Genomic DNA, 23402 nt, shown 5'->3' on the forward strand with positions numbered 1-23402 from the left:
ATAGTTATATCGGAATTATTCTAATCAAATATAATAATTTAGGCAATTACTGCTATAATAGAGATTGTTAAAAAAATAGGTCAAGATTCCAAAAATATTCTATTCTTTCTTTATTACTATTTATACGCTTCATCCGTACCTTAAATAAGAGTATAGACTACTCCTTGCGCATATGGAAACTGCAGGCCGTGTTTCTATTTGGATATTTATGAGAACATTGCCTCCAAAACATTCAGAAAACTGGTAATACACTCGTAATAAACAAATTACCCTGCCACTCAGTTGAATATAATATTATGAATACAGTTCTTGGATTCACTAGACAAAATCTTATAAAATGTAAAATAAATTATGTAAAGAATAAAGTAGTGGTTCTGCTGAAATTTGTTACAAATAAAAATATCATGGAGGCATTTTTACGCAGGTACGGACTATTCATTTACTTTATGGCTATCTCTTTCGGTACGGTGATAGCGGGAATTTATCTTTAATACCAGATTGATTCCACCGCAGGAACTAAATGCGGCTGATGCTTATTACTAAGCATATTATATAACGAACTAAATTTATCATTATGCATACAGTTACCCCTTGGAGCGCGACTGCTCAGGCAGATATTGAAAATAGTGAAATACTTTTAGAAAGAAAAATTAGTTCCTTTACCTATCAGCTTTATAACACAGGTGATTCTCTCTGGATTACAGCCATTATGCCCAATAGCGGAAAAATAGCTTTTCGTGCCGCCTTTGCCATGAACAGCTGTTTTGAGTTATCCAATCTATTTGATGACCAGGATAGTATTGTGGTTATTCTGGATTCAAGACTTGGCAGTTATGAAGTCCGCATAAATTTTCCGGATACAGCAGTGCCTGTCTTACACTATACCACCACATTTACGGCTGCTGTTCCGTTGATGATACCATTCTGGCCCCGTGACATTATTCCACTGACAAAAAATGGAAGTGTTGAAAATACGAATGGTATAATTCATATGGAACAATTTGGATCCCGCTCAGGATTATTGTTTGCCAGCATAACAAAACCTAAGACTGGGTCGTTTTTTTATTTCCAAAATCTCACCTCATTATCTGAATATTGTGAAGCTACTCAAACTGAATCTAAAAATACAGTTGGCGGAAAATGGCCTGAAGTTGGTTTTCAGCTGCCCTCCACTGATAAACTGCCTCTTCCTGCCGGTAAAGCTTTTATCCTTTCAGATGCTTATGTCATACTGCAGACTGAAGTTGTAAATAAACCAGCTGTCATTTGCGAACACTTTTTAAACAATCTTGTCAAGATATATAAAGTGCTGCAACAGCCTGAAATTGAATATAACAACTGGCCAGACATTGCAAAAAAGGTAATTACCGATTTAACAAATAATAAGGGTGCATGGACTCAAAAAAACGGAATCCCGTATCTAAATGCCTACTTATGCGATTATGAAACTCCCGCTGAAAGTATGGTGCAGCTGGCTGTACTAATTCCTTTCAAAGAATATGAAAAATGGAGCAGCGAGAAACAACCGGTATGTGATGATTTAATTAAAGGACTTCCTGCATTTTACGATCCAAAAATAAAGTGTATAAACCGCTGGCTTCCCTCTCTTGCGCAGCTGCTGGATGGCTCAGAAGAACAGAAAAAAGAAATGGTGATGGATTCCTGGTACCTCCACCATCCGCTTATGAATTTGGCAAGACTGGCGCTTCATGGTAATAAAACAGCTGAGCAACTTCTATTAGATTCTATTGATTATGTAATCAGGACCGCCCATCATTTTGATTATAAATGGCCTGTATTTTACAACATGGAAACACTGGAAATTATAAAAAAAGAAACTGCACCCGGAGCCGGAGGAGAAAATGATGTTCCGGGTTCCTACACTCATTTAATGCTTTTAGTATATAAGCTGACAAAAGAAAAACGGTATTTAAAAGAAGCTGAAAAAGCGGCAAAAAAACTAGAGGATCTCGGCGTTTCTATTTTATACCAAGCCAATAATACTGCCTTTGCTGCCGGCGCTTTGTTAGAATTATATAAAATTACCTCAAAAAAATTATATCTCGATCTTAGTTATATATGTCTTGCCGGGCTATTTAAAAATGTACAGCTGTATGACTGCAGGTATGGATTTGGAAAAAATTACACCAATTTCTTTTCGATATTTCCGCTCAATGATGCGCCTTACACTGCTGCATATGAAGAGTTGGAAGTATATGCCGCTTTATCAGAATATTTAATTCAGGCCGAAGATGTGCAATTACTGCCTGCAGTAAAGACACTCATTCCTGAGTTTGTTAAATATGCCGTTAACAGGATTGCCTACTACTATCCTCCCTTACTTCCGAAAGAAATGCTTTCTGATGAAGTAAAAACTGGTGAGCTCCAGCATGATTTGTGGATCCCTTTGGAAGATCTCTACAATGGCTGGGAAAAAAGCGGTCAGGTAGGTCAGGAAGTTTACGGTGCCGGAATGGCATTTGGCGTGGTACCAAGACAATACATCAAAATCGATGAAGACTTTTTAATTTTTATCGACTATCCCATTATGCACCAAAGCAAGACAGGAAAATCAATTACCATCCATCTTGACGGCGATAAGGAAATGTGCTGCAATTTGAAAATACTGAAATTGGGTAAGAGAAGTATTAAAATGACTGTCTTTCAGGATAAGAAACTTCTCAGTGCTTTCCACAAGACTGCAGAAATACATGACTATAAAATTTCAGGCAGAGGTCTGGTTAAAATTAAATGGGAATATTGAATCAAGGCAAAGTATCAAAATGGCAGAATGCGCAATACTCAAACAATAAATAGTAATTACTTTATAAAAAAATATAGAATGGAAAAATTAACAGATTATTTTGGACAGAACATAAAAGATAAAAAAATAGTGATAACAGGAGGAACAACCGGAATAGGAAAAGCAATTGCCGATGTACTGGTATCACTTGGCGGCAGGGTGCTGATTTTTGGAAGAGATGAGAAGGATTTCAAAAATGCCGTTGCAGATATTCAAAAACAATTTCCCGGAAGCGAAGTTTACGGTACTCCAGCAGATGTCACTAAAAAAGAAGATATTCAGAAAATCTTAGAAATAGCAGACAATGAACTCGGCGGCATTGACATCCTCATCAACAATGCGGCATTGGGAGCTCCAGGAATAACTAACGAAAGCTATGATGATTATAAATATATTATAGATACCAATATTACCGGTTATCTCGCATTTGCTCAGGAAGCAGCATCAAGGATGAAGCAGCAAAAATCAGGACATATTATCAATATCGGATCGATGAGTGCAGAAAGTAAAGAAGCAAAAAGTACAATATATGTAGCAACTAAATCTGCTATAAGAGGATTCAGCACTTCGCTGCGAAAGGAATTAAATCCATTAGGAATTAAAGTTTCATTAATTGAACCGGGAGCGGTGACAAGCGACATGCAGCCCGGAACCAATGCAGAACAGGAAGAGAAGATAGAAAAAATGGAGATGCTTGAAGCATACGATATTGCAATGAGTACATTATTTTGTCTTTCCCAGCCCAAAAGATGTGATATTGTAACAATGCAGATCAGACCTCATCTTCAGCTTATTTAATTGAACCAGGAAGCATTGCTGATTTTTATAAAGCAGCTAAAATGTTCCCCAAAGAAAAATAGATTTAATTTTTATTCAATATGATCCTAAAAATTGAAACATCAGACAACGCAGCGGCTTTTAAAACTGTCGGTGAGATTACGGCATATGATTACAAAACAGTAATAATTCCCTCTATAACAGCTTTAATGAAACGAATCAACGAGATCAATTTTTTATTTTTAATTGATAACAAAGTCGAAAATTTCAATACTTCTGCCTGGCTTGAGGATACTCTGATCGGACTTCGTAATCTTGGAAAATGGAATCGTACAGCTGTGGTAACAGAATGTGAAAAAGCAATTTCTTTTACCAATTCATTTCGGTACATTGTATCAGGCGAATTTCGATGTTATAAAAAAGAAAGTTTTCAGGAGGCTTTAAACTGGGTTCAGGGAAAAGAACTTCCGGTTTTTAATACACAGGAAGTAGGAAATGAACCCTTTATTGATCCTGATGATTTAGGTGAAGAAAATCAATCTAACGGCTATTCAGATTCTGATGATATTGATTATAATTACAAACCATAATTTAGATATTACAAATCTCATTTTATATCTGATGCCATATTATTTTTTAAAAGATTAGAAAAGTATTGAGAATGTTATACTTCCGGTAATTGCTTTTATTACTTTATACTTCTAATAATTTTACCAAAATGTGTCTGCAATGCAATGGTAATTTGATAAAAAAAACAATTTACCATGTAATCTGAAAAGCATCATCTTGTTTTAATTTAGGATTATTAAAATATTAAAATTAATAGTCATGAAAAATTTACATAATTACAGCAATGAGGAACTTCAAAAATGTCCGTACCACCAACAGTTAAATGCAGCTGCAGATAAGAATCCAAATGAGCATGTCAACACAGGAGATTGGGGCGAAGAGCGTGATGAAGACGGAACAGATCCTGACCGTTATGAAAAAGAAGGCGGCAACAACAATTCTGGAGGTGCCGGAAGCACAGGAAGCGCCGCAACTAATAGTTAACAGTATATAATTTTTAAAAATATAAGCTATGCACACTTCAACTATATCCAATAGAAAAGTAAGCTCAAAAAGCAATATAAATGTTTCTCCATTTGAACGCATCCTTATGACAGCGGCAGGATCTTATCTGTTGTACAAAGGTTTGACCCAGGAAAAGAAAAACATTTCGCAGATTACATCTGGAGGCGCCATGCTTGCCAGAGGTATCAGCGGCTATTGCCCAATTTACAGCGCTGTAGATCATCTTAAAAATGACAAAGGCTCTAATGTTAATATTAGGACCAATATTACTATCAATAAACCTATTAGTGAGGTTTATGGCTTTTGGCGCAACTTAGAGAATCTTCCAAAATTCATGAACCATCTGGAATCAGTGAAAACAATCAACAGTACACAATCAGAATGGACCGCTAAAGGACCAGCAGGCATTGGATCACTGAGCTGGAAAGCGGAAATCATTAAAGACCAAAAGGAAAAGATGTTAAGCTGGCAGTCTACCCATGATGCGCCGGTTAAAAACTTTGGAAAAGTACTGTTCAAAGCTCATGGAGACACCACCGAAATAGACATCACCATATCTTATCGTGCCCCTCTGGGAATTGCCGGTCAAGGTGCAGCAAAACTGCTGAACCCTATTTTTGAGAAAATCGTACGCGATGATATTAAAGGATTTAAATCTTACCTTGAAACCAAACAATAAACAGTTATAAACAAGATTTTTTGATTGTTTCTTAAAACCTTTTGAATCAGGATTTCAAAAGGTTTTTACTTCCTGTCTGGTTTTAAATAAAAACATTAATAAAAAAAGAAAAATTTCTACTTATAAAATCATGATGAAAAATATTGTAGAATTCCGTCTTATACGTCTTATTGCCAATTCACCATACAAACAAAAAAGATTATGGCACTAAGCAGCTGTCAGATAAAAGGTACTGAGATCACCTGGATTGATATATACAATCCTACACAGCAAGACATTGAATCATTCAGCAGTAAATACAGCCTGAATTCGTATGCCCTGCTCGACTCGCTCGATCCAGATCATCTTCCAAAATATGAAGAGCATAATGATACTCATTTTTTTATTATCAGGCTCCTGCACGACGAAAAACAGAAACTTCCCACCATACAAAGCCTGAGCAGCAAAATTGCCGTGTTTTTTACTGATAAGTTTATTATTACCATACACCGCTGTGCACAGCCTTTGATTAAGAATATCAGGGAAAGCCTGGTTAGTACAGGAAGAATAAAATCTGCTTCAGGAATTGCCATACATATTGTGGGTGATGCCCTTCGTTCATTTGAAGAACCTGCCATGAAACTATCTGCCGATATTGATTCTTATGAATCCACCCTGTTTTTAAAGAAAAATATACCCGATGATATGATCGAAGACATTTATTATCTGAAAAACCGTGCAGGGCTCTACAAAAAATTGCTCCTGCTGAGCAACGAAGTGGTAAACTCGATCAAAGCGGAGGGAGAAGAACGTCCTGCGCAGCGTGATGTACGTGACCTGCATACCAAGCTGGTCCTGCTCTATGATCAGGTACAGGAAGATGCCAACAACCTGCTCAATATTTATCTTTCCCTCTCTGCCCGTAAAACTAATGATGTTATGAAAATCCTGACGGTTTTCTCGGTCTTTTTTATGCCGCTTACTTTTATAGTGGGAATATATGGGATGAATTTCAAATTTATGCCTGAATTAGAATCGCCTTTTGGATACCCTCTCACCATTATATCAATGTTTGTTATATCTATTTTGATTTTTTTCTGGTTTAAAAGAAAGAAATGGCTTTGATTACAAAATTGAATCGAGTATCGCAATAAGTTCTGAATAACTGTTAGGCTTCTTAAAGTACTTTATGATTGCATTTTGTTCAAGCTTCAGTTTCATGAATTCCTCAGATGGGGTTGATATTAAAATTACAGGGATACTGGAAAGCCTGTTATTACTTTTTAGCTTTTCCAGCAGTTCCCCTCCATTAATTAGGGGCATATTATAATCCAAAAAAATAAGATCCGGAAGGTATTCTGATGAAATTAATTCTTCCATTGCAGCCCGAGGGCTTGCTATCCATCGTATTGAAATTTCTTTGTTAAGAGAAGCAACGGCTTCCAGAAACAATTCAGCATCATCATGATCATCGTCAATCAGTAAAATATTTTTATATAACATGACTTTTATTTTAACTGCTTTATTTAACCGCAGTAGTTATAAATACGTATTTTATCTTACTGGGGTTTGCAGTAATTGTAAAAATAGAAAAAAAAATATTTTCAAATTCAACACAGTTTCCAATATATTTAAAAGCACCAACATAAGAACCTCCGATTAAATTTTTGGGAAGATAAATCCCTAAGTAGGATTCTCACCGGGAGTACTGGTAAAACTTACACCCCCGTTATGTTTTTCGACTATACGTCTGAATAAATCAAGCCGATCCCATTACCTCACTCTCCCTTAGGTGAAAGTGCTGGAACATAGCAACAATCTTTCCCTAGCAAGCTGTCCATCCCTATTTCATTATCGGCAAAAATACGAACATGGAAATCGCTGCCAGTGCACTCTTTTCGAAAGAGCAGCCACTCTCTAAAAGCTTATGTATGTCTAGATTAAAAGCGAAATTTCACTGTTTGAAAACCAGTCAAAAATGTAAAGTTTTACTAGTTAATCAGTTCAAAAATTTTACCTTTACCTACTGAATTTAATTTTATGGCAGTAGACACCTGTACAACAATATTTTATGTGGATGACGATGAGGATGACAGAATGTTTTTTGAAGAAGTAACCCAGCAGATCGGTGAAAAAATCAGTCTTTTTGAATTTGGTGACCAGATGCTGTTGCAGCTGGAAAACCCGCCGCCATATCCCTCTGTTATATTCGTCGATCTGAATATGCCCATTAAAGACGGATTTGAAGTTCTTCAGGAAATCAAAAAAGCGGAAAACCTTAAAAATATACCGGTTATTATTCTTTCCACAACCAACAATTCAGATACTGTCAACAGATGCCTGGATCTTGGCGCTTCGCTTTATGTACAGAAGTCAATTTCATTGAAAGATCTAAAAAAATCCCTTGAATATGTAATTTCAATAGACTGGCAGAGTCACGTTGTGACCAAAAACAACTTTTTTACAAGTGAGAAAATTTACAGTCTTTACAAAAGGTAAGATAAAAACTAGTACTGGATTTCTCCGGCAGGTAGGTCAGGAAGGAAAATATGAAAAGTGCTTCCCTGTCCAATTTGAGATTCAGCGTACATAAAACCCTGATGGTTCATAACAATCCTCCTGCACAATGCCAGACCGATGCCGCTGCCCGGAAAAACCGTCTGAACATGAAGGCGCTTGAAAATTTCAAAAATCTGCTGTTCGTGGTCTTTTTCAAAACCAATACCGTTATCAATAAAAGATATATGGAAGTAGTTTACAGAAAGCAGTACCGAACTGCTCAGTAAGGCGGCCTGCTCATAAGGCAGCAACACTGAACTTATTTTTATTCTCGGAGTCCTGTCCGGACTAATGAATTTAAGCGAATTGCTTACCAGATTATAAAACAGCTGGTTCATCTGTAATGCCACAGCCTGCAGCACAGGCAGGTTATCGAAATCTAATTCGGCTCCACTTTCGGTAACTGTCAGTTCAAAATCAGTCCATATGCTTTCCATCAGCCGGTTAAGATCCACTGTCTGGAGATTTTTTTCAGGCTGGATCAGTCTTGAAAAGGCAAGCAGATCAGAGATCAGCTGGCTCATACGCGCCGCTGAAGCAGTTATTTTGCCAATAATCGTCTTTGGATCCCTTCCTGAATTCCCATCCTGCAGCATGGCAGCGAATATTTGAATTTTGCGCAGGGGTTCCTGAAGGTCATGACTGGCAACATAGGCGAACTGTGCCAGCTCTTCATTGGAGTGTTTTAGAGCTCTATTAGATTGTTCAAGCTCTTTGTTGGCTTCCTGAAGTTCTTTTAAAACAACAGCAAGTTCATTGGTTCGCACTTCTACTTCGCTTTCCAACGCCAGCTGCAATTCCCTGTAAATGGTAATATCCTGAGTAGTACCGCTTATAAACAAAGCATTTCCATTTTCATCAAAATGGGTCCGTCCAACGGCATGAATAACCTTTTCCCTGCCGTTCTTCCCATGCATAATTCTATACTCTGCCTCGTAACTGCCGTTAGAACCTTGCTTCTGGGCTCCTAAAAAGGCTTCCGTTACACGTTTATAATCCGAAGGTCTGATCAAAGTCCTGATAGCCTCGGCCGGCATCACAGTACCGCTCAGTCCAAACATATCGGCATGGCGCTGCGAGACGGTGCTGATACCCGTAGCAATATCCAGCGACCAAGTACCCAGCTGGGCCACCTCTACGGCAGACAATAGCTTTGATTCGCTTTCACGAAGGGCGAATTCTGCCAGTTTACTCTGCGTAATATCGGTAGCATGCACGATAAGTCCCACAACAGTTCCTTTAGGGTTTTTGTGGGGTGTATAAACGATACTGAGCCATCTTTTAATTCCCATTCTTGACGGCGCAAACATTTCGTATTTTTCCTGTTTTCCGCCATAAGCTATTTTAAGATGAGGAAGCGTTTTTGCATAAGCGGCTTCACCCAAAAATTCCCGAACAGTTTTCCCAACGGCCTGATCGCCTTCAATGGAAAACCACTCTTTGAAAACAGTGTTGTAAGTGACATAGCGCTGCTCTTGGTCAAGATAAAAAATCATGGCCGGCACTGTATCTCTTAAAAGCTGTAAATGAGCTTCACTAGCCAGCAGTTTTTCCTCCTTTTCTTTTTGATCAGTAATATCGATAGCTATGGCCGTTATGTACTTTTCACCCAGCTGGTCCATAACAACTGAAATGCTATTATTAACCCAGATTACGGATCCGTCACGGCATATATAACGTTTGGTAATTAAAAAATCTTTTCCGTTTTCAATGCAGTCCTGCAACAACAGCATATTTCGCTGCAAATCATCCGGATGAGTGAGCTCACCTAAATTCATCAGCAGGATTTCTTCACGGCTGTACCCTAGCATCTGGCAGTAGCGGTCATTCACTTCCACAACGCGCCCCTGGATATTGGCCTGTGCAATTCCTGCATTCGACTGCATCAGCAGGCTGTTAAGCTGCGAACGGACAGAACTTGAACCGATCATATCCGGGATAACGGCAGAATTTTCCAGACAGGTCACAAAAACGCCTTCAATGGTATCGTTTTTATTTGTTATGACACTGTAACCTGCAGTAAGATATACTTTCTGCTGCAATCCGTTTCTCATTACTGTGGCAGTAATGTTGGATTCGGATTTTAAAATTCCCTTTTCAATAATTCCCTGCACCGCATCGCAGACCACCAGCCAATCCTGGGGCAGGGCATCTGTTAGTGTTTTTCCTAATGCATAAGGATGTTTATTATTTTCTCTAAGGAATATAATAAAAGGGTCATTGTACAAAAGAGTTTTTTCTTTACCCCAGACTAAGAACATGGGCACACGTGAAGAAAACATGATTCCAGCAGCGGTTCTAAGGCTTTCCGTCCAGTTATTCGGAGTGCCCAGAGCTGTGATGCTCCAGTCTTTTTGCAGTAAAATGGATCCGGCTTCACCTCCCTTTTTCAAAAATGAATACTCAGGCAATTGGTCTTCTGTGTTCACGGTCATAGATTTGGTTCAGCTCTAAAAGTAGTGCAATTTTGGCATACCCGCAATATTTCAAAATATCTGCACTAGCAAATTACATCTTAAAACACCATGAATCAAGCTTTCTTCAAAGTAAAAATGGGAATTTTATAAAACCGTAAAGAAATAATATAAGTTTCGAAAAATATCGAAATATCTTTTTTCATACACATGATTAACAAATCAAACAGTAAATTATGACAGATCCACCCACATTCTTAAAAAGATAAACATTGCAAAAAAACATAACCATTATATTAGACACAAAGAAATAGTATTTTGAAAACTAAATAATTATCAAAAAGTATCTTCATAAAAAATTTATTAAATTTGCTTTAACCACTGGTTTAATGTGTTCTTAAAAATATAGATCAAAAAGTCCTTATATCAGATTTTAATTTCGATTTTTTATTTGTATTTATTTTGTAATCCTTTGTTAAATTTTTGTACCTCAGTTGTACCTCGACCATTAAAAACCCTTGTAAATACAGAAGTGCTAATTTCTGCATCGGCAAGTAGAAGGCAAAATATTACAAAATAAAAACAAATAAACGAGTTAAAATATTGTTAATCAATACATTAACTCGTTTATTACATTCGTTTCCTTTTGGATATGCTTCTTTTTCTTGAATGATCTTAAATTCAGCTTTCTGACTATCAAAATAATCTGAAAAACTAACGCTGAAAGGTGTGCCTTCTATATTGTAATCGCTCATTTTGGAATCTTTTCCAATTAAATTTATTATTCTTAGTTATAATCTTTTAGTGTCTAAATTCTTAAAGTCAAGTTTTGTAATATCTGACGAAAAAATTGTCCAGCTATCTTTTTTAACTTCATTTATTTTTTCTAAAGTGACCTCGTCTAATTCATGCTTAAAACCTTCAGATAGGGATTCATAATCATTCGATTTTTTCGTTTCCAGTTTCTACCTAGATAGATGCTTCTGTGATGTAAAAGGTTGGGAAAGTTTTCTTTTCCCAACTCCCCCATCGCTGGCCAAAAACAAAACAAAAACAAAACAAAAACTAAAAAAAATCTAAAAGAGAAGAAAAACTAACTAACTAACTAACTAACTAACTAACTAACTAACTAACTAACTAACTAACTAACTAACTAAGGAATAATTACATTAAAAGGTTCAAATCTCCAGTGAAAACACTCTTCGAATCCTTGTAAGGTCACTCAGACAGATGTCGCCAATTGGTTACATTTTTTATTATACACCAAATCAATAAAGTAAGTTTGATCATTTTACTGTTATTTTCTTTCCTTTAAAATAATACTAAAACAATATAAAAAAACGGTGTATCTTTGAGATGTAGCTGCAATACATCGACGGTCTTGCAGACTAACCGAGATCTAAAAATGAACAACAATGGCACAAAATGACTTTGCATCATCGGAAATTATCATTCGTTTTTTGGACTTAAATTGTTTAGTAATGACGATTTTATAAAAACTGGTGTTTAGATAATTTTCTAAATTCATCTGCCGCAGATAAGCTTTTGTAATTTGCGAAATTGAAATCAGCACGTAATCCCAAAAATGTTTCATACATGCAAACTAAATGAATCACACCGACATTCAATCATCAGAAAAGCAAATTTTGTTTAATTTTTTTAATCAGGTTCACTCGATATCAAACCAAAATTTTGAACCTATTGCAAAAATCTGTAAAAAGAAGACCTACAAAAAAAATGAAATAATTTTAGATCTAGGACAAATTGAAACTAAAACCAGTTTAGTATTAAAAGGGGTTGTCCATCAGTATGTAATTGTGGATGGCAATTTATGCACAATCGATTTTTCTCTTGCCGGCATGAGCTATAACTGTTTTACAAGCTATGTAGAAAACAGTCCTTCAAACCAAATACAAGAAGCTCTAACTGATGTAGAAATCATATATATAGAAAAATCTGATGCTGAGAGATTACTGCTGGAAAACCACGATTTCTGTTACATCTACACTAAATTATATGAACAGGTTCATTTGGAACGAGAAAAAAGATCTTTGGTATTACAATATAAAAATGCTTATAAAAAATTTGAATTATTTTTACTTTCAATCGCAAAATCAGAGGATTTTTTAAAAGAAGTTCCTCAAAAACTAATTGCCAACTATCTGAGTTTAACTCCTGAAACATATAGCAGAGTTAAAAAAAAGTACCTAAAAAAGACTTAGCATCTTATCGGAATTTCTTGATTTCGAATAAGTTTTACTGTATAAAGTTACTCTATTTTTGTAAAAAAAATAATAACTTTTACACACATGAGATACATTTCATTATTGTTGATTTTATTAATCAGCTGCAGTAGAGCTGAGGATTTTAAGATCATTGGGACAACTGAAGAGTTTGTCTTAAAATCAACTATACATAAAGAAGACTACGTTATTTATGTATATCTGCCGCAAAATTATAGTCCGCAATCAGTTAATCAGTTAGTAATTGGTCTGGATGGTGATTTGCACTTTAATACTATTTCTGAGTTAATTTCAAACAAAGTCCTAAGGGGCAGTATGCCACCATCGATATTTATTGGCATCGGCAACAGTGAAAAACGAAATAGAGACTACACACCCACTGCATATGACAAAGGTTCAGGCGGGGCTGACAATTTTTATCTGTTTTTAAAAGATGAATTAATTCCTGAATTAGAGGCAAGATATAATATAGACAAGTCCAACAATAAAACATTGATTGGCAACTCATTTGGAGGGTTATTTACTCAGTACGTTATGGCTAAGGACAGAATATCAAACCCTTTTGACAAATTTGTGGCTATTGGAACATCCTATTGGTATGACTCAGGCATTATTTTCGAATACGAAAAAAAATATGCAGATACACATACTGATCTGCCGGTAAAATTTTTCAATGGCATGGGAACTCTGGAAGGAGGTGTTTCACTGGGATCGTTTGAGCAAATGAATAATACATTAGACAGCAGGTCTTTTTCAAACTTTAAGCACAAATCAGAATATATTAAAAAAAGCGGCCATTCAGGTGCTGTTAATGAAGGATTTAAAAAGGGATTAGATTATGTGTTCAGCAATTAGAAAAAGCGTTCTTGTTATTTTTACTTTATTGTATTTTAATTTTACTTTCTCTCAAAACGGCAGAAAAAACAATAATTCAATAGAAGGCGGGGCAATTATAGCCGGTGATGAAGCCATCTATTATGGTGTGTATAGCAAGTATACAGTACCCTTATCCCAAAGCAAACATTATTTTACAGTAGGAATATTTCTTGCTGCTTATTTTGATTTTAAAGGCGAATCAGAACCGTTAGCATATTTAAGGAATGATGTTGACATGCGACTGGTGCCTGCAATAAACCTTGGCTATTCTTTAAATTTCTCCAAAATACAATTAAATTTCGAAGTTCCTCTGGGTGCCAGTTTTGCATATACCAAGGGAACCCTGGTAAATAAGCGTGCAGGATTTGAAACAGATTACTCCAACTGTGAAGTGTTTATAAATTATGGTTTACTTTTTGCTCCAAAATATAAGATCAATCGCAACAATTATATCGGAGTATATGGTTTTTTACCTTTAATAGTCGACAAGGCGCAATCAGGTTATCAGTTTGGAATAGGCTGGACTACAACGTTTATTCATTAATGTTCTTTTCTAAATTTCATTAAAATGTAAAATGAAAGACAAAAAAGAGACGGCCAGCAGGCCTTCTCTTTTTCAGTTAGCTGCGCGGTTAAACTATAAAAATATCTAATCTGCACACTACCATTTTTTTATACAAAGAAGAACAACATCCGTCAGGACAAAAGTGGACCCGATATCCACAAAGAGGTTAATGGGAGAAATAGAGTCTTAATTTTAATTGGGTGCAGAATCGGTTAATTTAGTTTTAAGACCAACATAAAGCATTGCATAAAAACTATTTTCATTTATCAATTGGCAATTCTTCTTTTTCTAAATACTGAAAAAGATACGCAAAGTTTTCGGTCGTATATTAAGGGGGTTATCTAAATGTTTTATAGAATCTAATCTCTGTCAAAAGTTTCTTCAAGTATTTTTTTTAATTGCATTTTGTTTTCATCTCCACCACCTTTCCATCGTCGAATTATTTCGCCCCGTTTGTTAATCAGAATCTTGACAGGAATTGCCGTAACAAGGTAATTATCTTCCATTTTTGTCTGATTTTCGGCAACGGATATATGCTTCCAAAATCCTATTTTTTCATCGACTATTGCTTTTCTCCATGAATTCAGATTATTGTCTCTCGATATGCTGATAATTTCAAATCCCATATCTTTATATTTCTCATAGGCATCTTTAAGAAAAGGCAGGTCTTGCCTGCAAGGCCCGCACCAACTTGCCCAGAAATCTATCAGAACATATTTTTTTTCCCGAAAGGAACCCAAAGACACTATCTGTCCATTGTAATCCTTTAATATGAAATCAGGAGCAATGCTTCCCACTTTACTGTTCTTAAAATCAGAAATCCTTTTAAAAAGCCTTACTCCCAACGGAGATTCTTTTACTTCTTTTGACAACCCATCAGCAAGAGATATAATAGTTTCAGAATGTAAAAGCCCTTCTTTCTTAGCCAATCTGTAATAAAGTAAAGAGGGCGCTGTAAACGAAGATGGATTCTGTCTGATAAAATTAAAATCTATCTCCATTTCTGCGATTTTATTTTCATCTGACAGCTTTTCCAAAATTTCCAATTGATGTTCCAGTTCCAATTTAATCTGCGGGTCTGAGGCGGCAGTGATCCTGTCAAAATACGATCTTATAAGCAATGAGATAGAATCTCTTTTACTAAATACGACATTTTTTACTTTTTGAAGCTGGGAATATTCGTCTTGTGTTTTACTGCCCTTCATCTCTGCTGTTGAAAAATCATAAAAATCTAACTTAATTTCCATTATCGCTGGTTCAAGGAACAATTCTATAGAATTACTTTTGCTCATACTAAACTCTCGATTATTGCATAAAGTGGCTCTAATGGGATAATCGATATTTCCTTTCAAAATAAATTTGCTATTATCTATTTTAACTGAGTCATAAATTCTTTTGTCGCCAACTTCGTAAACCAGGTAGATCTTATCAATACTTAATCCTTTACCTGCACCCCTTAGTTCGAATGCGGTTCTATTGCCTAATTTCTGGGCAGATAGAGAAATGGAAACTAAAAAAAGAAGAAGAGCCGGTTTGAACATTTTTTTTGTATTTTCTAAACAGTTGATTTCAGAACAGTCAAAAAGCAGTTTTTTTTAAAAATACTGCATTGGCATCTCTAAATTTTAATGTCAAAGGAACTGCATGCAATTCTTTTACTTTGTTAACCAGGATTGGATAATCTTAGCAGTCGCACTTTTCGTCTGCAGTAGCCGCAGCATCCATCACAGCATCCTGCATCGCCTCCGCATTCATTTAAATACACTTATTAATGTATTTCACAGTACAATCTTCTATACAACTTTTGCAAAATTGGTCCGATGTTTTTTAAATCGTACTCACAGCTTCATCAATAAAAAATTTGTCAGATTTTATTTCGATGCAAATATATTAATTCTATAAAATTAATAAAATTTAAAACACAATTAATTCAATTGTCTATCCAGTAAGCAAAACTAACATTATATTAAAGAAATAACTCAATTTTTAACTTCAGTCCAACGACATTTAATGATTTAAATTTCCTCAACAAATTAAGGCGTAAAATAACAGCGAAACCAGAATCCTTACCAATATTTTACTAATCTTATTTAACCATTAGAAATAAACTGACCCTAAAATAATCTTCCTATTAAAATAAACTTTCCATTCCATCCTACCTCTCCCGTCACCGGTCAAAATCAAAAATAAAATAAGTCTGAAAAAAAAGAAGAAAATTATAACTAACTACTATTTCAGTATAGGTTTAGAAACTTTATTAAAAATTTCTAAATCTTTTTAATCAATTGAGAAAATAAATGTTATTCTACGGATTGCAGACTTGGTTAAATGAATATAGAATCCAGTATTTATACTGTGATTTCAGTTTTTTAAAATTAAAGTCACAGCCGAAAAAAAGCATTACCATGCTTTTTGTACTACTATTAATTCATCTTCAAGAGCCCCTTAAAGAATAAATCAAAGCATTTTATTAATCTCCTATAGTTTAAAATTAATCTTTATATTTGATTACCAAAATTAATACAAATGAGCGATACAACTAAACCGTATGCCTTGATAACCGGCGCCAGTAAAGGAATTGGAAAATCTATCGCTCATGAATTAGCTAAACAGGGTTATCCATTGCTGCTTGCCGCAAGAAGTGATCAGGAATTGAAAGCATTATCTGATGATCTTGAAGTTAAGTATAACATCGATATTTTTTATTTATCGATTGATCTTTCAATAAATGGCGCATCACAAAAAATAACCAATTGGATAAAAAGTAATAACTATCCGGTTGCAGTTCTAGTTAATAATGCCGGATATGGGGTGTGGGGTGATTTTAGTGCATCTTCCCTAAACGATCAGCTTGGCATGATGCAGCTCAACATGAACGTAGTGGTTGAACTTTCACATTTATTAGTACCCATACTTTCACAACAAAAACAAGCCTATATTTTAAATATATCGAGTACTGCTGCATATCAAGCTGTACCTACTCTGGCTGTTTATTCGGCTACTAAGGCTTTTGTTTTATCATTTACCCGTGCCTTACGTTTCGAGCTTGCCCAAACTTCAATTTCAGTAACCTGTTTTAGTCCGGGTCCGGTTGATACTGGTTTTGCTGCAAGAGCTGGTTTAAGTGCTTTAAACAAAATGGCTGAAAAGTTTAATATGCAGCCTGATGAAGTTGCAAAAATGGCAGTAAAAGCTATGTTCAGCAAAAAATCAGAAGTTATTCCGGGTTTTACTAATATCATTTCGGTTTATGCCAATCGTATACTGCCAAAGGCTTTTATAGAAAAAACCGCTGCTGGAATTTATAAAATTTAATTTTTTTCAAAAAAAATCAAAAAAATATTCTTTGCAAAAGAAAAATTATAGTAAGTTTGTATAAAATTCTACTAATTCTATAGAGTATGTCAAATAAAAGAAAAAATATGTTTAGTTTATCTGAAAACCGAATGCACGCCAACATGCTAATGTCTTGTTGCTGCTGTTGTTGTTATTCTGTTTTAGATAAAATTACAAACTATATTATTTCATTTATTAAATCTATATTATCATGGTATCTTCTTATAAAACCTTCACCCTTGCTGAGCAATTAAATAATGAGCAAATAAACTTTTTTAACGAACATGGCTTTATCCATTTCAAAAAATTTATAAATCCGGAAACTGTTTCATCCATCATTGAAGCCTCGAAACAAGTAGAGCAACAATGGATTGACAATGATCTTCAAAAAGTAAACGGTGTTCCTATTAAATACGGAAAGGATTTAGACGGCTCTCCTATTGTGCAGCGCTTTGCTTTTATCAACCAGCATCATCAGACCTTAAGCGGTCTTTTACTCGATCCAAGATTCAATGGTTTACTGCCATTGGCCGGCGATGGCGCAAGATTAGGTACTGAAGAAAAAGACGGAATGGTTTTCAATCACTATATCAACGGGCCGGAAAGTAAGTTTACAAAAATGGGCTGGCACACAGATGGCTTAAGAGATATTTTTTATGGTGGAAAATTAAACCCGATGCTAAATGTGGGTATTCACTTAAGTACTTTAAAACCTGAAAATGGCGGTCTTAAAATCATCCCGGGTACACATAAGCAAAGTATTTATCAAATGCTTTTCCGTAAAAAATACTTTTTAGATCATCAACCTGATCCACAAGAAGTTTCCATCAATCCCGAAGCTGGAGATTTAACTATTCACGATGGACGTTTGTGGCACAGAGTTGCACAATCATCTATCCGTGGCGAAGAAAGCAGAAGAAGAGTTATTTATATTCCGATTATCGCAGGGAAATATGCTCCTAAAAACGAGAATAGTCCAACGGTTTTCTATCAGCGTTTTGCAGGAATTGTTAAATAATTATGCTGATTGTTCTCGCATTTAGTTATCTGGTTAGATCAGGTAAACTAAAAAGTACCACCGATTTTTTTAAAAGCAAGCAAAGAAAAATCAAATTGAAAATGGCAAAAATAGAATTGGCTATACTGTCAGGTTTACAAATATTGGGCTGATAATGGGAAAAGAAATACAGGTTGAGGATTATAATGCAATTGCGCAAAGAACATTTTCAGACCGCAAGCGGACTAATATTTTAAAAAGAGCAGAACAGTTAACGATTGTATTTTTGCTTCCAAAAGTGCCTAAATTCATTTCGCCAAACCTGCTTACTTTAATGGGAACTCTTGGTTCAGGATTCGTATTTTTAGCTTTTGTTTTAGGAACTTATTTGGTTGATTGGTATTTGCTTTTGGGTATTATTGGATTGGCTGTAAATTGGTTAGGCGATTCTTTAGATGGAAGATTGGCTTATTATAGAAATACCCCGCGCCGCTGGTATGGTTTTGCACTCGATATTATCGCCGACTGGATTGGTATTGTACTTATAGGCTTTGGCTACTACATTTATGCTAAAAATGGCACACAAGTATTAGCCTTTGCTTTTGTTGCATTGTATGGCTGGTCGATCATCATCAGTCAGTTACGGTATAAAATTACAAATGAATATAGTATTGATTCCGGCTTTGTTGGTCCAACAGAACTTCGATTTATTATTGCTTTAATTTTAATTATAGAAGTTTTATTTACTGGATCAATTACCTATTTGGCAGGCTTAATCACTATTGCATTATTTATAATTAATACGATAGACAGCATGAAACTCTTAAAGCTGGGCGATTTAAAAGATAAAAAAACAGACTGAAATGTTCAGAAAAAAAGCTGTTTTAACTTTTCTGCAGGCACAAGTTGCGGCATTTTTAGGCGGTATTACCGATTATACCTTAATGATTCTATTAACAGAAGTATTTAAGCTGCATTTTACCTTTTCTATTTTAATCTCAGGAACTGTTGGTGCAATCATCAATTTCAGCATCAATAGATTTTGGGTATTTAAAGATCAATGTGGGTATAGCTGCCACATCAATAGTCAGCTTTTTAAATTTGCGGTAGTTGTACTAGGAAGTATTTCATTAAAATCATTTGGCACACTAATTTTACAAAAAACATTTCAAATCGATTACAGAATCGGAAGATTAATCACAGATAGTTTTGTTTCGTATGGATTTAATTACCCGCTGATTAAATATTGGGTTTTTAGGTTAAACAAAAAACAAAATGTCTTAAAATAAAATTAAATCATAAGTATTTTGTTATGAATAAATTACCCTTTAATTATTTTACAAAATCCCTAATCGTTATAACGATCTTAGTAAATATAATGGCTCAAAATTTACTGGCACAATCCAAAAATCCATCACCATTAAATTTTCCAACACCCAAGAATATAGATAACATGCTGTTTTACATTCAGCGAGATCCCAATACAAACACTGCTGTGTATGCCTTAAATTATCAGGAAAATGGGAAAATAAACAAAAGCAATCCTATAAAAGCCTACTGGATTCGATATGCTGAGAAAGGAGAACAAAAAAATTTCAGCTATATACAACGCAAATTTGCATATGGAATAGAAAGTAAAACCTTAAATAATGACGAGTTTGAGTTTCAATTTGTATCCTATAAAAAGTTTCCCCTAACCCTGGAGAAGATGGATTCAGATCAAAAATATCATGTTTTTGTAAATGTAAATCAGAAAAGGATACAGGTAGAAAAAATATTTGTGCGTATTGAAGGGGGATCTTTTTGGTTACCAAACGTAAAGTATGCCGAAGTTACCGGAATTGATGCTTCCTCAAATCAAAAAATTACGGAAAGAATAGTATTTTAAATCAGAGTTTTAATTTCCAAAAGCCTTTGCATAAATCTCTTATAGTTTTGCTGTATAAGATTTTAGGTAAATCTACTGATTGCAAAGACAATTACTTAGAATGAATGTCGGTAATAAAAAAATGCCAGCCCTTTCGGCCCGGCATTTGATCCTTTTACTATATTTTTTTCTCATACATAAAAAATATGATAAACGACAAAATACGGCTCCTTTCAGAATACCGTATTTATCAAACTAATTCAAATTAAAAAAACTACAAACTTGCTTTTACTTCACCGCAAGTCAGCATATTTTTGGGATAATAAGGATTTTTAATTTCTTTACTATCACTTGTCCATACAGCACCTGTCATTGGGCAGACCTGCAGGTATAATGCTGCATCAGCTGCTTTGAATTTTGAAGCCGCTTCCCAGTATTTCACAGAAAGTGTTTCAAAAATTTTGCGCTGTTTATTAATATTTTTAGTTGATGCCATTTCAGCTGCTAAATCTGAAATTGCTTTTCTTGTTGTTGTCGCTGCATTCATTTGTTCTAAACTCAGCTTTTTAAATTTGAAGTTCTTTAAAGAATTCCTTAAAGCTTCTGCGTTTTTTACCACCGCTAAACTATCTGAAGTAATTAAACTGTTTTTTAAAGCCAGATAATTTTTAGTAATTTCCTTTTTCTGCTCTTCTCTTTTTTGAACCAATTCTGGCGCTACTTCTTCTTTTGATGTTAGTTGGGCCTGAGTCAGACCGCTTAAGAAGATGAATACGATCACTAATACTTTTTTCATATCGTTGTAATTGAGTTTAATTTTGTAACTATTTTGTCCATTTCGATCAAGATTGCTTCGTAATGATCTTTACTTAAACCTGATGTTCCGTTCATTAACTTAACAACATCATCTCTTAATTTTACTAAGTGCTGTTTCGCGTACAATCTCACATCGCTGCGCTGCGCTGCATTGGCTGCTTTTCCAGGCTCTAATTCTTTTGGCAGTAAAAGCATGCCTAATTTTTCGACATAAGCGCGCTGCAAACTTCTTCTGTAAAAATCTTGTTTTTCGTCACCGCTGAATTTTACCCAAACCGTCTGCTCCAGATCATTTAAAAACTCCGGAACGGTGTAAGCTCCTTCAAACTGTATGGCTTTCACACTAATGTTGTAAAGCATTCCGGAACTCAAAAGCATATTTAAAACCTGATTCTGCTGATCTGATATTTGGTCTGCCGTTTTCAACGCAATAAGCTGTTCAATTTCCTTTGGATACATCCATAATGGTGCTGTAAACAATTGTCTGCCAACATAATCAACAGCTGCCTTTACTTTTGCTTTTGGAATTGGCTGATAAACCGCTCCTTTTTCGTCAACCGTTCTTTTGGTTACATAATTATTGCCAATGTTTTTCAATACATGATACAAATAGCGGCTATATTGCGATACAACTGCTTTATGCATATCTGATAGGTTATCGTAAGCATCGTTTGGCTGATAGGTCCATTCAACCAGATTTGGAACTACTCGTTTTAGGTTTTTAATTCCATAATCGCTTGCCTTTACAGAATCGTCTCCCAAATCTTCTGACTGACTGCGAGGATCTTCGTCTTTTCCTTCTCCTCCAAACCATAATTTAGGATTAGCCGTTAAACTTTCTGTCGTTAATTTAGCAAGGGTCTTTTCTTCTTCAAACTCATCTTCAGCGTTTGGATAATAGGTATAACCCCATTTTACAGCCCATTTATCGTACATCCCTATTCTTGGGTAAATTCCTTTTGGACTAATGTTATCTTCCGGCTGCGCTACATAATTAAAGCGGGCATAATCCATAATAGAAACGGTATGACCATTTTCTTCCACCCATTTTTTATCACGAAGTTTTTCTACAGGAGTCGCACTGCTCGCCCCCATATTATGACGCAGACCAATGGTATGCCCAATTTCGTGCGAAGAAACAAAACGAATTAATTGTCCCATCAATTCATCGTCCAAATGCATTTTTCTGGCTCTTGCATCTAATGGTCCTGCCTGAATCATGTACCATCTTTGGACTAATTTCATCACATTATGATACCATCCAACATGGCTTTCCATAATTTCTCCGCTTCTCGGATCGCTGATTCTGGGACCATAAGCATTTGGTGTTTCAGAAGCCAGATATCGTACTACAGAATATCTTGCATCTTCCAAACTCATTGCTGGATCATTTTCCGGCCATTCTTTACCTATAATTGCATTTTTAAAACCTGCAGCTTCAAAAGCTTTCTGCCAATCGTTGATTCCTGCAATTAGGTATGGACGCCATTTTTTTGGTGTTGCAGGATCAATATAATAAACGATCTGTTTTTTTGGTTCGACCAATTCGCCTCTTAGATACTTTTTGATGTCTTTCTCTTTAGGCTCTAAACGGTAACGCTGTACAATAAATTTTTTCTGTGCGCTTTGTTCATCATCATCAAACAAAACATATTTATTAGCAAAATACCCTACTCTTTCATCAAAAAAACGTTTACGCATTGGCGTTTTTGGAAGCAATACAATTGAAGTATTTAATCGCAATGTAATACTGCCGCTGCTTGCTGTAGAACTTGTATACGTCTTTGTTGTCTTGACTTCTATATTAATCGGATAGGTATCTATACTTTCAATAAAAGATTTATCATCAGCAAGAGAGGTTAATTTTTTCTCTGTTTTTTCTTTGCCTTCAATAGCAAACATTGCGTTGTCTTTCTTGAAAACATCGGTTACATCGATAACCACATTTCCGTTATCCGGATTAGTTGTTTTGATTGGAAAAGCCGCAACAATTGGATTTTCATTGCTTCCCGCCAATGCTTTTGCCAGCATCGAGTCAGCAGAACGAACATCTTGTCTGTACTGTAATGATCTTAAAAAAACAGTATTATTTGCCCCTTTTTCAAAATAAATAGTCTGCTCGTTGGCCTTTTCCCCTCCAAAAATTCCCATTCCTTCCGGAGTCGAAAGATAACGGGTTACTACCAACATATAACGATTAAACAAGCTGTCTGGAATTTGAAAATAGTATTTTGTATCGACCTGACTTACCATAAAAAGACCCGACTTGCTTTTGGCCTTATCTGTGATCACTTTATTGTAAGCCTGCATTCCTTTTGGCTGCGTGCTGGTGCTGTCGGCTTTTTTTTCCGGAGTTTGAGCAAAACCATGCTGTCCAAAAGACAGCATGATCAGCATTATAAATAATTTCTTCATCT

General features: G+C 35.4%; 21 protein-coding genes. 15 read left to right on the forward strand and 6 right to left on the reverse strand.

The window, feature by feature from the left end; all coding sequences use genetic code 11:
- Positions 1-574 precede the first annotated feature (574 nt).
- The 6 genes from FJOH_RS19580 (at position 575) to FJOH_RS19605 (ending at position 6437) form a co-directional block, all read left to right on the forward strand.
- Positions 575-2764: a hypothetical protein gene (locus FJOH_RS19580; protein ID WP_012025758.1), complete on the forward strand. Its 2190-nt coding sequence runs from the start codon at positions 575-577 to the stop codon at positions 2762-2764.
- A 78-nt stretch (positions 2765-2842) separates the two neighbouring features.
- Positions 2843-3601: an SDR family oxidoreductase gene (locus FJOH_RS19585; RefSeq protein WP_044047931.1), complete on the forward strand. Its 759-nt coding sequence runs from the start codon at positions 2843-2845 to the stop codon at positions 3599-3601.
- An 80-nt stretch (positions 3602-3681) separates the two neighbouring features.
- A complete protein-coding gene (locus tag FJOH_RS19590) occupies positions 3682-4170 on the forward strand; it encodes a SpoIIAA family protein (protein WP_012025760.1) in 489 nt (162 codons plus the stop codon).
- A 238-nt stretch (positions 4171-4408) separates the two neighbouring features.
- Positions 4409-4633: a hypothetical protein gene (locus FJOH_RS19595; RefSeq protein WP_012025761.1), complete on the forward strand. Its 225-nt coding sequence runs from the start codon at positions 4409-4411 to the stop codon at positions 4631-4633.
- 28 nt (positions 4634-4661) lie between these two features.
- Positions 4662-5333, forward strand: a complete 672-nt coding sequence (locus FJOH_RS19600) for an SRPBCC family protein (RefSeq protein ID WP_012025762.1) — start codon at positions 4662-4664, stop codon at positions 5331-5333.
- A 201-nt stretch (positions 5334-5534) separates the two neighbouring features.
- Positions 5535-6437, forward strand: coding sequence for a magnesium transporter CorA family protein (locus tag FJOH_RS19605; RefSeq protein WP_012025763.1), 903 nt, complete (start codon positions 5535-5537; stop codon positions 6435-6437).
- On the opposite strand, the gene FJOH_RS19610 is transcribed toward FJOH_RS19605, so the two are convergent.
- Positions 6438-6815 (reverse strand): response regulator, encoded by a 378-nt coding sequence (locus FJOH_RS19610; protein WP_012025764.1) that lies wholly within the window; start codon positions 6813-6815, stop codon positions 6438-6440. It abuts the gene before it with no gap.
- Positions 6816-7352: 537 nt separating this feature from the next.
- Between FJOH_RS19610 and FJOH_RS19615 the strand changes: the two genes are divergently transcribed.
- Entirely contained in the window at positions 7353-7811 is a 459-nt protein-coding gene (locus tag FJOH_RS19615) for a response regulator (RefSeq protein ID WP_012025765.1), read from the forward strand.
- 8 nt (positions 7812-7819) lie between these two features.
- On the opposite strand, the gene FJOH_RS26325 is transcribed toward FJOH_RS19615, so the two are convergent.
- The gene (locus FJOH_RS26325; RefSeq protein WP_159436647.1) at positions 7820-10300 is read right to left on the reverse strand and encodes a PAS domain-containing sensor histidine kinase; all 2481 of its coding nucleotides are present in this window, start codon (positions 10298-10300) and stop codon (positions 7820-7822) included.
- A 554-nt stretch (positions 10301-10854) separates the two neighbouring features.
- Positions 10855-11040, reverse strand: coding sequence for a hypothetical protein (locus FJOH_RS19625; protein ID WP_044047933.1), 186 nt, complete (start codon positions 11038-11040; stop codon positions 10855-10857).
- An 852-nt stretch (positions 11041-11892) separates the two neighbouring features.
- Between FJOH_RS19625 and FJOH_RS19635 the strand changes: the two genes are divergently transcribed.
- From FJOH_RS19635 to FJOH_RS19645, 3 genes are all read left to right on the forward strand, one after another.
- Positions 11893-12507 carry a Crp/Fnr family transcriptional regulator gene (locus tag FJOH_RS19635; RefSeq protein WP_012025767.1) on the forward strand — a complete coding sequence of 205 codons (615 nt, stop codon included), beginning with the start codon at positions 11893-11895 and terminating at the stop codon, positions 12505-12507.
- An 87-nt stretch (positions 12508-12594) separates the two neighbouring features.
- Positions 12595-13383, forward strand: coding sequence for an alpha/beta hydrolase (locus FJOH_RS19640; RefSeq protein ID WP_012025768.1), 789 nt, complete (start codon positions 12595-12597; stop codon positions 13381-13383).
- Positions 13367-13948 (forward strand): hypothetical protein, encoded by a 582-nt coding sequence (locus FJOH_RS19645; protein ID WP_012025769.1) that lies wholly within the window; start codon positions 13367-13369, stop codon positions 13946-13948. Before FJOH_RS19640 ends, FJOH_RS19645 begins: the two co-directional genes overlap by 17 nt.
- A 380-nt stretch (positions 13949-14328) precedes the next feature.
- Here the strand turns inward: FJOH_RS19645 and FJOH_RS19650 are convergent, their stop codons facing one another.
- The gene (locus tag FJOH_RS19650; protein ID WP_012025770.1) at positions 14329-15510 is read right to left on the reverse strand and encodes an AhpC/TSA family protein; all 1182 of its coding nucleotides are present in this window, start codon (positions 15508-15510) and stop codon (positions 14329-14331) included.
- Between the two features lie 985 nt (positions 15511-16495).
- Between FJOH_RS19650 and FJOH_RS19655 the strand changes: the two genes are divergently transcribed.
- From FJOH_RS19655 to FJOH_RS19675, 5 genes are all read left to right on the forward strand, one after another.
- A complete protein-coding gene (locus tag FJOH_RS19655; RefSeq protein ID WP_012025771.1) occupies positions 16496-17284 on the forward strand; it encodes an SDR family NAD(P)-dependent oxidoreductase in 789 nt (262 codons plus the stop codon).
- 232 nt (positions 17285-17516) lie between these two features.
- On the forward strand, positions 17517-18323 hold the full coding sequence (locus FJOH_RS19660) for a phytanoyl-CoA dioxygenase family protein (protein ID WP_012025772.1): 807 nt from the start codon (positions 17517-17519) through the stop codon (positions 18321-18323).
- A 154-nt stretch (positions 18324-18477) separates the two neighbouring features.
- Positions 18478-19164, forward strand: coding sequence for a CDP-alcohol phosphatidyltransferase family protein (locus FJOH_RS19665; protein ID WP_012025773.1), 687 nt, complete (start codon positions 18478-18480; stop codon positions 19162-19164).
- Position 19165: 1 nt separating this feature from the next.
- Entirely contained in the window at positions 19166-19591 is a 426-nt protein-coding gene (locus tag FJOH_RS19670) for a GtrA family protein (protein ID WP_012025774.1), read from the forward strand.
- A 23-nt stretch (positions 19592-19614) separates the two neighbouring features.
- Complete coding sequence (locus tag FJOH_RS19675; RefSeq protein ID WP_012025775.1) at positions 19615-20190, forward strand: DUF4833 domain-containing protein; 576 nt, start codon at positions 19615-19617, stop codon at positions 20188-20190.
- Positions 20191-20443: 253 nt separating this feature from the next.
- On the opposite strand, the gene FJOH_RS19680 is transcribed toward FJOH_RS19675, so the two are convergent.
- Both FJOH_RS19680 and FJOH_RS19685 read right to left on the reverse strand, forming a co-directional pair.
- Positions 20444-20965 carry a DUF3347 domain-containing protein gene (locus tag FJOH_RS19680; protein ID WP_012025776.1) on the reverse strand — a complete coding sequence of 174 codons (522 nt, stop codon included), beginning with the start codon at positions 20963-20965 and terminating at the stop codon, positions 20444-20446.
- Entirely contained in the window at positions 20962-23400 is a 2439-nt protein-coding gene (locus FJOH_RS19685; protein ID WP_012025777.1) for a zinc-dependent metalloprotease, read from the reverse strand. The genes FJOH_RS19680 and FJOH_RS19685 overlap by 4 nt, the downstream gene beginning before the upstream one ends.
- Between the last annotated feature and the right edge of the window lie 2 nt (positions 23401-23402).

Origin of the sequence: Flavobacterium johnsoniae UW101, from assembly GCF_000016645.1 — a bacterium.
Classification (GTDB): domain Bacteria; phylum Bacteroidota; class Bacteroidia; order Flavobacteriales; family Flavobacteriaceae; genus Flavobacterium; species Flavobacterium johnsoniae.